Here is an 11,627-nt window from a genome sequence, read left to right on the forward strand (position 1 = left end):
CCAGGCCCCCGGACACAGCAGAGCGGCCCCGGTCCATGGACCGGGGCCGCTCTGCTGTGTCCGGGGGCCTGGAGGCCACGAGGGCGGCACGGTGGGGCTTGGCCGGCCCGGGTGGGGCTGCACGGCCGGCGGGGCCGCCAGGGGCCGGTGCGGCCGGTGCGGGGCCGTGCCGGTGCGGCTCCACCGCACCGGAGGCGCCTCTGCCTGCGCGGGCCCGCCCCTGCCGGGGCCGCCGCGCCCACCGGCGCCTGCGCGCCGGGCCGGACGGCCGGACCGCTCAGCGCCAACTGTGCGGCGGCCGGAAGCCCGACTCCCGCTCCAGGCGCCGCCAACCCGCCCGGGGACGGGCGTCGCGCACGGCCGGTGCGGGCTGGGCGGCCGCCCTGGCGAGCAGCACGGCGGTGATGGCGGCCAACTCCTCGGGTCCCGCCTGGCCGCGCTCCACGCGCAGGACGTCGCCGTAGGACGCGGCGGGGGCGGTGGGCTCGGAGTCGGGGTCGAAGGGACCGGGGGTCCGGTCGGTGGCGGTGATGGACATGTGGCGTCTCCGTGGGCGAGAGGGCCGCAGGGTCACTGCGGAGGGTTGCCGTGCTTGCGCGAGGGCAGGTCGGCGTGCTTGGTGCGCAGCATCGCGAGGGAGTGGACGAGCACCTCGCGGGTCCGGGCCGGGTCGATGACGTCGTCGACGAGGCCGCGCTCCGCCGCGTAGTACGGGTGCATCAGCTCGGCCTTGTACTCCTTGACCATGCGGGCGCGCATGGCGTCGGGGTCCGCCGCCTGGGCGATCTGGCGCCGGAAGATGACGTTGGCGGCGCCCTCCGCTCCCATGACCGCGATCTCGTTGGTCGGCCAGGCGTAGGTGAGGTCCGCGCCGATGGACTGGCTGTCCATGACGATGTAGGCGCCTCCGTACGCCTTGCGCAGGATCAGCGAGATCCGGGGCACGGTGGCGTTGCAGTACGCGTACAGCAGCTTCGCGCCGTGCCGGATGATCCCGCCGTGCTCCTGGTCCACACCCGGCAGGAAGCCGGGCACGTCGAGCAGGGTGATGATCGGAATATTGAAAGCGTCGCACATCTGGACAAAGCGCGCAGCTTTTTCCGAGGCTTCGATGTCCAGCACCCCGGCGAGCGTCTGGGGCTGGTTGGCGACGAGGCCCACCACCTGGCCGTCGAGCCGGGCCAGCGCGCAGATGATGTTGCGCGCCCAGCGCTCGTGGACCTCCAGGTACTCGCCGTCGTCGACCAGTTCCTCGATGACCTTGGTCATGTCGTAGGGCCGGTTGCCGTCCGCGGGCACCAGGTCGAGCAGGGCGTCACCGCGCCGGTCGGCCGGGTCCTCGCACTCGACGGCCGGCGGGTTCTCGCGGTTGTTCTGCGGCAGCAGCGAGAGCAGGTAGCGGACCTCGGCGAGGCAGGTCTCCTCGTCGTCGTAGGCGAAGTGCGCGACGCCGGAGGTCTCGGCGTGCACATCGGCGCCGCCGAGTCCGTTCTGCGTGATCTCCTCGCCCGTCACGGCCTTGACGACGTCCGGGCCCGTGATGAACATCTGGGAGGTGTCGCGGACCATGAAGACGAAGTCGGTCAGGGCCGGGCTGTAGGCCGCGCCGCCCGCGCAGGGGCCGAGCATCACGCTGATCTGCGGGATGACGCCGGACGCCCTGGTGTTCCGCTGGAAGATGCCGCCGTAGCCGGCCAGTGCGCTGACGCCCTCCTGGATCCGGGCGCCGGCGCCGTCGTTCAGGGACACCAGGGGCGCGCCGGCCGAGATGGCCATGTCCATGATCTTGTGGATCTTGGTGGCGTGCGCCTCGCCGAGTGCGCCGCCGAAGATCCTGAAGTCGTGCGCGTACACGAAGACCGTCCGGCCCTCGACCGTGCCCCAGCCGGTGATCACACCGTCCGTGTACGGCTTCTTCGCCTCCAGGCCGAAACCCGTCGCCCGGTGCCTGCGCAGTTGCTCGACCTCGTGGAACGAGTCCGGGTCGAGCAGCAGCTCGATCCGCTCGCGGGAGGTCAGCTTGCCCTTGGCGTGCTGCGCCTCGGTCGCCTTGTCGCCGGGGCCGCGGAGCGCCTCGGCACGGATCGCCTGCAGTTCCGCCACACGCCCGCGCGCGTCCGTGGGCTCGCCCCCCGAGGCGGCGGTCTCGTCCATAACGGTCATGTAGCGACCATACGAAGTGCGGACGGCAAAACGGGCCGTCGACTCTGTACAGTCTCCGGCCCGTTTTCCTGGTAGCCCCGAACAGAACCCTTTCGGGGGAGAGCCCTGTCGACTGCTCAGGGCGCCTCCGGCTTGTGGGGGTCGAACAACGGCCTCCCCACCCGGCCCGGCGCGGGACCTAGCAGCCGCAACTGTAGTAGGTGGCGTCCCAGTGGCTGCCCTCGTCCGCGTAGAGGTTGCCCGAGGCCGCTTCCCACTGCGGGTATCCGTCGCCCCGCAGCCCGATGTAGGTGAAGGCGCTCTTGATGTAGTTGGTGAGGCAGGTGCTCTTGCTGTAGTCGAGCTTGTAGCCGTTCCAGTGCGAGTAGGTGCCGCTCGCATGACCGGTTTCGGTGCCTCCGGTGATGTTGAGCGCGCAGCCTATCGCGCCCTTCAGGGTCACCGCGCCCTGTGCCGTTGCCTGGTTGAGCTGGTCGAAGGACGTGCAGGTGGGGTTGTTGCGGTCGGAACAGCCGCCGGAGGACGACCAGGTGATGCCGGCGGCCCGGAACATCGCGGTCGCCTGGGCGTGGGTGAGCTTGGTGACGGCGGTCGAGGCCGAGGCGTCCGCCGCCCCGGTGAGCACGCCGACACCGGGGGCGATGAGGGCACCGATGATCAGCGCCAGGGCGGTGAGCAGCGCACGGATCGATCTCTGCTTCATCTGAGGGGTTCCTCCCTGCATAGGGACCTGCCTCACGGTCGCGCCGCGGGCGGTCGTGGAAACGTCGTGCTGCCCCTCGGCATCCGGACGGCGTGGTGAGGGCCGTGGCGCGGCGGGCAGTTGGAACGGCGGTGCAGGTGGAGCAAGGAGATGGTGCCCGGTTCTACGCGCGTCCGCCAGAGGCCGGCGCAAGGCGTCGAAAAGTCGTCGGCACAACACACCCCGATGATGTTGAAGATTGAACGGAATACCCCTAGAGTGACACTTGTTTAAGATTCAACTGAAGCGGGTCCGCTCGGCGCCGACGCGCCGGACCCGGCCCGACCTGTCGGAAAAGGAGCATGGACATGGGCATTTTCGGACGTGGCAACAGCACGGAGGCGGCGGCTACCGCGCAGGCGGGCCTGGACACCGCGGCACTCTCCGGCGACTACACCATCGACGCCTCGCACACCACGATCGGCTTCGTGGCCCGGCACGCGATGGTGACGAACGTCAAGGGCAGCTTCCTGGACTTCGAGGGGAGCCTGCACCTGGACGCAGCGAACCCGGCGGCGTCCACCGCGTCCCTGGACATCAAGATGGACAGCATCAGCACCGGCTCGGACGACCGCGACGGGCACCTGCGCAGCTCGGACTTCTTCGACACCGAGACGTATCCGACGATGACGTTCCGCTCCACGTCGGCCGAGGCACTGGGTGACGGCTCCTACCGGATCACCGGTGACCTCTCGATCCTCGGCACCACCAAGCCGATCTCCATCGACCTGGAGTTCAACGGGCTCGCGAAGGACCCGTTCGGCAACGAGCGCGTCGGCTTCGAGGGCAGCTCCCAGTTGCTGCGCTCCGAGTACGGACTGACCTGGAACGCCGCACTGGAGACGGGCGGCGTGCTGGTCTCGGACCGGATCAAGCTGAACTTCGACATCTCCGCGATCAAGAACACCAAGGAGTGACGCCCGCGGCGGCCGGCCCACGGCCGGCGGCGGACCCGCGCCCTCCCCGTGCCCCTGCTGAACCCGGCAGGGCATGGGGAGCGGCGCCGACCGGGCCGGGGCCCGGTCAGAAGCCGCCCCCGCCGCCGAAGTCCCCGCCGCCCCCGAACCCCCCGCCGTCGCCGAACCCGCCGCCGCCGTCGCCGAACCCGCCACCGAAGTCGCCCTGGTCGAAGTCGCCGCCGGAGTAGTCGCCGCCGGAGCCGCCGTCGTAGCCCGGTCCGCCGAAGTCGCCGTACCCGCTGCCGTAGTCCGCGGCATAACCGGGCGTGGCCATCATGCTGCCCAGCAGGGTGCCGACGAGCAGCCCGGGGAGCAGCCCCCCGCCGAAGTAACCGCCGGCCCACGGTCCGTAGGCGGGTCCCGCCTCCCAGTAGGGACGCCTGCCCTGGGCCGTCTCGACCGTCCTGGCCGCCGGCTCCTCGTCCGCCAGCAGCCGCGTCTCGTCCGCCGCGCAGACCGGCACCTCCCGCTCCGTGCCACCCGGTGGCGACCAGCGGGCGTCCGTCACCGACGGGCCGTGCCGCGGGTCGAAGAAGCACGGCGGGCGGCGCTCGGGCAGCGGGCGCCGCGCCCTGCGGGCGTCCAGCCGGGTCAGCGAGAACCGGCCGTCCTCCAGTGCCTCGGTGACGCCCCGCACGTCCTGCGGGCGGCGTGCGGCGGCCATCCGCGTCTTGGCCCGGTCGTAGGCATCGAGCGCATGCTCGTAGTCGCCGCGCATGGCATCGTCCGCGCGGGGCTCCGCGGGGCTGAAGTCGAGCCGGTCCAGTTCCTCGCCGTATGCGGTGATGTCCTCGTCCACCACGACCCGCAGCTTCTCCAGGGCGGCGCGCTGCTCCTGGTCGTGCCTGCGGCGGTTGGCACGGACCACCGTGTACGCCGCGCCGCCGCCCACCACGATCAGGGCGCCCAGGCCGATCAGCGCCCCGGTGGGCGCCCCGCCCCCACCGCCGTCCCAGGAGGACGGGGCGGAGCCGTCGGCACCGCGGATGGCCTGGTCGGCGAACGAGTTGAGCTGGGTCGCCGCGCTCTGCCCCTGCACCGAACCGACCAGGTTGGCCACCGCACGGCCGGAGAGCACGCTGCCGTCGGCGCGCGCGTCGAAGGCGTTGCCGAGGCGGATGCCGTAGACGCCCGTGATGCCGGTCTCGGTGCGCAGGTCGCGGAAGAGGTTCTGGGTGGGGAACCCCGCGGGCAGCACCGCGAGGAAGACCGGCTTGTCGGCCTTCTTGATCTTGTCGGCGAGCGCCGCGGCATCGGAGCCGGAAAGCTGCGAGGCAGCCGCGGGATCGACGTACACCGGGCCCTTGCGCAGGGCGTCTGCGATACGGGAGACATCGGCGGCCGTGGGTGCCTGGCCGGTGGCGCGGGCGATGTCCCCGGCCGCCTGTGTGACGGAGGCGGTCGCGGTGGTGCCGCCGGCCTGGGAGCCGCCCTGGGAGCCCCCGGCCAGGCTCGGCAGGGCCAGCGCCAGCACCGACACCACGGCCACCACCAGCACGATCAGCAGTCGCAGTGCCCTACGGGGCGATGCGGGGCCGAGCACCGGCCGGATGGCGGGGCCCCAAGCGCCGAGAGCACCGGAGAGGCGTGCCTTCATACTGAGAAACTACCCGAAAACCATAGAATCAAGGCATCCACTGAGGATCTGGAAAAGTCCGGCGGCGCACCTCCGGTCGGAGGTGCGCCGCCGCCGTCAGGGGCCCTGCGCAGCAGCGCCCCGCCCGGTCAGGCCGCCTGGTAGGCCTGGGTGAGCTTGCCGATCGCGTCCCGGTAGTGGCCGGTCAGCAGCAGATGGTCGGCCTCGGCGAAGGGCTTGGCCACCGCGGCCGTGATGTGCTGCCCCACCTTCTGCTGGACCAGTTGCCGGGCCTGGCCGACCAGGGCGCCCCCCGCCTTCGCGGAGTGCAGGTGGTCGGCGGCCGCGGCCAGGGCCCGCAGCGCCTTGAGGGTGGCGGCGCCGCCGTGCACCGGGGCCGCGCCGGTGGTCAGGCCCCAGCCGAAGGGGTACTGCGGGTCGTAGCTGGCGTCGCCGACGTTGATGGGGAGCTGGTCCTGCGACTTCGGCCAGGTGAGCGGGAGCCGGCCGGTGAAGGGCCTGGTCCCGTAGAGCACGTCGGCGACCCCCTCGCCCTCGGTGCCCGGCAGCCAGGAGGCGACCAGGGCGTCGATCTCGCCGAGCTGGTCGCCGATGAGCTGCGGACGGCCCGCGACGATCAGCACCGCGCACTTCATCGCGCCGCAGACCCTGTCGACGGCGGCCTTGTCGGCCGGGCTGAGCGCGAGGTCGTTGCCGTTGCCGACGTCGCCCTTGCCCTCCGCGTACGGGGTCTCGCCGACGACGACCACACCGACGTCATAGCCGTCGGTCGGTGCCGAGGCGTCCTTGGAGTAGTCGATCTCGGCGTTCGGCGCGGCCTGCCGCATGCCCTGCAGGATCGTGGTGCCCTTGGTGATGTTGCCGGAGGAGCCCTGCCAGCTTATGGTCCAGCCGCCGACCTGGTTGCCGATGTCGTCGGCGTTGGAGCCCGCGACGTACACCTTCTGGCTCTTCTTCAGCGGCAGCACCGCGTGGCCGTCGGTGCCGTTCTTCAGCAGCACCTGCGATTCGGCCGCGGCCTGCCGGGCCACCGCGCGGTGCGCGGCCGAGCCGATGTCGCCCGCGCCGCTGGTGTCCGCGTACGGGTGCTCGAACAGGCCCAGCTTGAACTTCTCGGTGAGGATGCGCGTGACGGCGTCGTCGATGCGGTCCTCCGAGACGGTGCCGGCGTTCACCTGGCCGGTCAGCGCCGACTCGAACTCCTGGTACTTGTTCGGCACCATCACCATGTCGACGCCCGCGTTGACGGAGATGCGCACGTCCGCCGCGTAGTCCGGGGAGATCTGGTCGATGGCCGCGTAGTCGCTGATGACGAAGCCGTCGAAGCCCATGTCGTGCTTGAGGGTGCCGTTGATCAGGTCACCGTCGGCGTGCATCTTGACGGGCGTGTTGTCCTCGTCGGTGATCTGCATCGACGAGTAGGACGGCATCACCGTGCCGATACCGCGCCGCACGGCCTCCTGGTACGGCGGGAGGTGGATGTCCTCGAGCTGCTTCCTGGTCACCTTGGTGATGCCCTGGTCGAGGGTGTACGTGCCGTTGGTGGAGGAGCCGTACTCGGTGCCGCCGTCACCGACGTAGTGCTTGGCCGTCGCCAGCACCCGGTCGCGGCGGGCGAGTTGGGAGCCGTCCGCGGGGCCCTGCAGGCCCTGCACGATGGTCTCCATCGACACCACCAGCGCGGGGTCCTCGCCGAACGTCTCGTAGGTGCGGCCCCAGCGCTCGTCGCGGCCGACGCACACGCACGGCGCGAAGTCCCAGGGCACGCCGGTGGCCCGGGTCTCCGCCGCGGTCACCTCGCCGGTGCGCTCGACCAGGGCCGGGTCGCGAGTGGCGCCGAGGCCGATGTTGTGCGGCTGGACGGTGGCGCCGACCAGGTTGTTGTGTCCGTGCACCGCGTCCACGCCGTAGAGCATCGGGATCTGCAGCGGGGTCGCGAGGGCCTGGTCCTGGAAGCCGTTGATCATGTCGGCCCAGGCCTTGGGGGTGTTGGGCGTGGGCACGGAGCCGCCGCCGGACAGCAGCGAGCCGAGCCTGTAGGAGGTGATGTCGGCCGGGTTCTTGATCGCGGAACGCTCCGCCTGGGTCATCTGGCCGACCTTGTCGGCCAGCGACATCCGGGACAGCAGGTCGGAGACCCGGTCCTTGATCGGGAGGCGGGAGTCGAGGTAGGGCATGTTCTGGGCGCCGACGACGACCCTCGGCGACTGCTCCGGGGCCCGCGCCCCGGTGACGTCCAGCTTCAGCGGGACGGTCCGCGCCGTCCGCTCGCCGTGGGCGGCGCGGGTGGGCACCGCGACCGTGCGCGACGCGCCCGAGGCGGTGCCGGCCGGGAAGGTGACGGTGCCGGATACCGGCGTGTAGTCCTCCTTCGGGGCCGCGCTGCCGCCGCTCGTGGCGTACGCGACGGTGACGGGACGGGCGGTGGGGGCACCGCCTGCGGTGGTGAGCGAGACCGTGACCCGTGCGGTGTCCCCGCCCTTGACGGGGTACACCGCGGCGTCGGTGACCACGCTGGCGGAGTCATCGGCCCCGGCCGCCGTGGCGGCCGAGGCGAACGGGAGGAGGCCGGCGATCAGACCGGCCGAGACGAACAAGGCTCTCTTGCGCATCGCTGTCCCTTCGGGGGAACTTGCGGAGCTTGCGGGCATTCACCCGCCACCGCGCACTCACGACGGAGGCCCGTCCGGACGGTCTTCGCATCCCTCGAAGACCCACCGAACAGGCCTGGTTCACGGCGTGAGTTAAGTGCCTGGCCTGGCGGTCGTCAAGATGTCACACCGCTGCGGCAGCGTGACCCACACGTTTGGCGTCCGCACCGGGCGGTGCGTTCGCCTTCCGAACGCACCCGCCGGAGCGCGGCCTTCGCGGGCGGCGGTACGGGCCGAGGCGGGCCGGACGCGGGCAGATACGGCCCCGCCACCAGGGCCCGCGCCTTCGGAAGCCGAACGTCCACGGGGCCGCGCACGCCCCGGACCACCGCGCGGCCGCACTGCGTGGACGTGGACGCCGGTGGACGACACCGGTGGACGTCGGCGGTGGACGTCGGCGGTGGACGACACCGGTGGACGTCGCGGGTCACGTCAGTGCGGGGGTGTCACTCCGTGGGCTCGACTCCGGCGCGCAGCAGTCCGTAGGTGTAGGCGTCCTCGAGTGCCTGCCAGGACGCGGCGATCACGTTGTCGCCTACACCGACCGTGGACCACTCGCCGGTGCCGTCGGAGGTGGAGATCAGCACACGGGTGGTCGACTCGGTGCCGTGCCTGCCCTCCAGGATGCGGACCTTGTAGTCGACCAGCTCCAGCTTGGCGAGTTGGGGGTGCAGGCGCTCCAGGGCGACACGCAGGGTGCGGTCGAGCGCGTGCACCGGGCCGTTGCCCTCGGCGGTGGCGACGATCCGCTCGCCCTTGGCCCAGAGCTTGACCGTGGCCTCGTTGGCGTGGGTGCCGTCGGGGCGGTCCTCGACGATGGCGCGCCAGGACTCGGTGCGGAAGTAGCGCAGCGGGCGGCCTTCGGCCTCCTCGCGGAGCAGCAGCTCGAAGGACGCGTCGGCCGCCTCGTACGTGTAGCCCTTGAGTTCGCGCTCCTTGACCCGCTCGACGACCCGGCCGACCAGTTCGCGGTCGCCGCCGAGGTCGACTCCGAGTTCCTTGCCCTTGAGCTCGATGGAGGCCCGTCCAGCCATGTCGGACACCAGCATGCGCAGGCGGTTGCCGACGAGCTCCGGGTCGATGTGCTGGTAGAGGTCGGGGTCGACCTTGATGGCGGAGGCGTGCAGACCCGCCTTGTGCGCGAAGGCCGAGACGCCGACGTAGGGCTGGTGGGTGGAGGGCGCGAGGTTGACCACCTCGGCGATGGCGTGCGAGACCCGCGTCATCTCCTGGAGGCTCCCCTCCGGCAGCACCTGCCTGCCGTACTTGAGCTCCAGCGCCGCCACCACCGGGAAGAGGTTCGCGTTGCCCACCCGCTCCCCGTAGCCGTTGGCCGTGCACTGCACGTGGGTGGCGCCGGCGTCCACGGCGGCCAGGGTGTTGGCGACCGCGCAGCCGGTGTCGTCCTGGGCGTGGATGCCGATCCTGGCTCCGGTGTCGGCGAGCACGGTGGCGACGGTGGCCTGGATCTGGGCGGGCAGCATGCCGCCGTTGGTGTCGCACAGCACCACCACGTCCGCGCCCGCCTCGGCGGCGGCGCGCACCACCGAGGTGGCGTAGCCGGGGTTGGCACGGTAGCCGTCGAAGAAGTGCTCGCAGTCGACGAACACCCGGCGGCCCTGTTCACGCAGGTGGGAGACGGTGTCGCGGACCATCTCCAGGTTCTCCTCCAGCGTGGTGCGCAGGGCCAGCTCCACATGCCGGTCGTGCGCCTTGGCGACCAGCGTGATCACCTCGGCACCCGACTCCAGCAGCGCCCTGACCTGCGGATCCTCGGCGGCTTTCGAGCCGGCGCGGCGGGTGGCGCCGAAGGCGACCAGGCGGGCGTGCCGGAAGGCGATCTCCTCGCGGGCGCGGGCGAAGAACTCGGTGTCCCGGGGGTTGGCGCCGGGCCAGCCGCCCTCGATGAAGCCCACTCCGAAGTCGTCCAGATGCCGGGCGATGGCCAGCTTGTCGGCGACGGTCAGGTTGATGCCCTCACGCTGCGCGCCGTCCCGCAGCGTGGTGTCGAAGACATGGAACGCCTCGAACGCCTCGTACCTGTCGTCGGTGGCCTGACCGGTGCTGTTCATGCTCTCTGACTCCTGTCGGGTGAGTGGCCTAGGGAAGATCCTGGCTCCACCTGCCCCCATCGTCGCGTGCTCCCGTTCCCTTCCAGGGTGCGGTCCGGAAACGAAAAAACCCCTCGCGGGTGCGAGAGGTCTGCGCGCGGGTCTGGGGCACGGTGCCGCTGCCGCGAGGTCTACCACGGTGCAGCGGTCACTGCGGACCGGCGCGCCTGCTGCCGATAATCATGGCGAACGAGGGCACGGGGGCAGTCAACCACACGCCCGCCCCCGACGCCGGATCCGTCTCACCATGCGGTCCGGGGACCGCCCGGAAGGGGCACGGCCGGCCGAGGGGCGGCGGCCGGGCGGCGCGTCATAGTCCACACACGGACCGTCATCGTCCACGGCGTCCTCCCTAGCATCATTCGCACGCCGGGGACCGCGCGGCTCGGCGGACTTCCTTCCCGACCCCCATGAACCGGACGGAGATCCCCATGCGCAGGACGAGCGCACGGTCCCAGATGGGCAGGACCCTCGCGGTGGCCACGGCGGTGGCCGCCATCGCCGGGCTCACCGCGTGGCAGGGCGCGGCCGCCGAGCAGGCGCCCCCCGCACTCGCCGCCGGCAGCCCCGAGGGCTACGGCGCCGGCACCACGGGCGGCGCGGGCGGCCCCACGGTCACCGTGTCCGACGCCGACGCCTTCATCGACGCCGCCGCCAGCGACGGGCCGCTGCAGATCAGGGTGAGCGGCACCATCCAGCTCGACGACATGGAGAAGGTGACCTCCGACAAGACCATCGTCGGCACGGGCACCAGCGGCGCCATCACGGGCGGCGGCCTCAACGTCAGCAAGGCCGACAACGTGATCATCCAGAACCTGCGGTTCACCGGCGCGGACGACGACGCGATCAACGTCCAGTACTCCACCCACGTCTGGATCGACCACAACGACATATCCGACGCCTACGACGGCGCCTGCGACGTCAAACGGGCCTCCGACAGCGTCACGATCTCCTGGAACCACTTCCACGACCAGGACAAGAACGCGCTGCTGGGCCACAGCGACGACAACGGCTCGGAGGACCGCGGCAAGCTGCACGTCAGCTACCACCACAACTGGTTCGACGCCACCACCCAGCGCAACCCGCGGGTCCGCTTCGGCAACCCCGTGCACGTGTACAACAACTACTACAACGACAACAGCGGTTACGGCGTGGCGTCCACCGAGGACGCCGGCGTCCTGGTGGAGGGCAACTACTTCGAGAACGTCGAGGACCCCTACCACCTGGGCGAGGCCGACTCCGGGCCCGGCTCGCTGGTGGCCCGCAACAACCAGCTCGTCAACTCGGGCCCCGGCCAGACCGGCGGTTCGGTCAGCACCCCGTCCTACAGCTACAGGCTCGATTCGGCGGCGAACGTCAAGAGCATCGTGAGGGCCGGTGCGGGCGTGGGCCACATCTAGGCCA

The 11,627-nt window shown here is 71.4% G+C and carries 8 protein-coding genes; 2 read left to right on the top strand and 6 right to left on the bottom strand.

Features of this window, described 5'->3' with window-relative positions; genetic code table 11:
- Nucleotides 1-277 precede the first annotated feature (277 nt).
- The 3 genes from IE313_RS17365 to IE313_RS17375 all read right to left on the bottom strand — a co-directional run bounded on the left by IE313_RS17365 (nucleotide 278) and on the right by IE313_RS17375 (nucleotide 2,887).
- Nucleotides 278-538: an acyl-CoA carboxylase subunit epsilon gene (locus tag IE313_RS17365; RefSeq protein WP_189933162.1), complete on the bottom strand. Its 261-nt coding sequence runs from the start codon at nucleotides 536-538 to the stop codon at nucleotides 278-280.
- Nucleotides 539-570: 32 nt separating this feature from the next.
- Nucleotides 571-2,163 carry an acyl-CoA carboxylase subunit beta gene (locus IE313_RS17370; protein ID WP_189933163.1) on the bottom strand — a complete coding sequence of 531 codons (1,593 nt, stop codon included), beginning with the start codon at nucleotides 2,161-2,163 and terminating at the stop codon, nucleotides 571-573.
- Between the two features lie 178 nt (nucleotides 2,164-2,341).
- Entirely contained in the window at nucleotides 2,342-2,887 is a 546-nt protein-coding gene (locus IE313_RS17375) for a hypothetical protein (RefSeq protein WP_189933165.1), read from the bottom strand.
- Between the two features lie 326 nt (nucleotides 2,888-3,213).
- Here IE313_RS17375 and IE313_RS17380 point away from each other — a divergent pair, with 326 nt between their 5' ends.
- Nucleotides 3,214-3,822, top strand: coding sequence for a YceI family protein (locus IE313_RS17380; RefSeq protein ID WP_189933167.1), 609 nt, complete (start codon nucleotides 3,214-3,216; stop codon nucleotides 3,820-3,822).
- 106 nt (nucleotides 3,823-3,928) lie between these two features.
- Here IE313_RS17380 and IE313_RS17385 read toward each other — a convergent pair whose 3' ends face one another.
- The 3 genes from IE313_RS17385 to cimA all read right to left on the bottom strand — a co-directional run bounded on the left by IE313_RS17385 (nucleotide 3,929) and on the right by cimA (nucleotide 10,184).
- On the bottom strand, nucleotides 3,929-5,461 hold the full coding sequence (locus tag IE313_RS17385) for a hypothetical protein (protein WP_229924720.1): 1,533 nt from the start codon (nucleotides 5,459-5,461) through the stop codon (nucleotides 3,929-3,931).
- 128 nt (nucleotides 5,462-5,589) lie between these two features.
- Entirely contained in the window at nucleotides 5,590-8,073 is a 2,484-nt protein-coding gene (locus tag IE313_RS17390) for a glycoside hydrolase family 3 N-terminal domain-containing protein (protein ID WP_308439186.1), read from the bottom strand.
- A gap of 485 nt (nucleotides 8,074-8,558) precedes the next feature.
- Nucleotides 8,559-10,184: a citramalate synthase gene (cimA, locus tag IE313_RS17395; RefSeq protein WP_189933171.1), complete on the bottom strand. Its 1,626-nt coding sequence runs from the start codon at nucleotides 10,182-10,184 to the stop codon at nucleotides 8,559-8,561.
- Between the two features lie 470 nt (nucleotides 10,185-10,654).
- Between cimA and IE313_RS17400 the strand changes: the two genes are divergently transcribed.
- Nucleotides 10,655-11,623: a pectate lyase family protein gene (locus tag IE313_RS17400; protein WP_189933173.1), complete on the top strand. Its 969-nt coding sequence runs from the start codon at nucleotides 10,655-10,657 to the stop codon at nucleotides 11,621-11,623.
- The last annotated feature ends 4 nt before the right edge of the window (nucleotides 11,624-11,627 follow it).

This window comes from Streptomyces sulfonofaciens (genome assembly GCF_014656295.1).
GTDB lineage: Bacteria > Actinomycetota > Actinomycetes > Streptomycetales > Streptomycetaceae > Streptomyces > Streptomyces sulfonofaciens.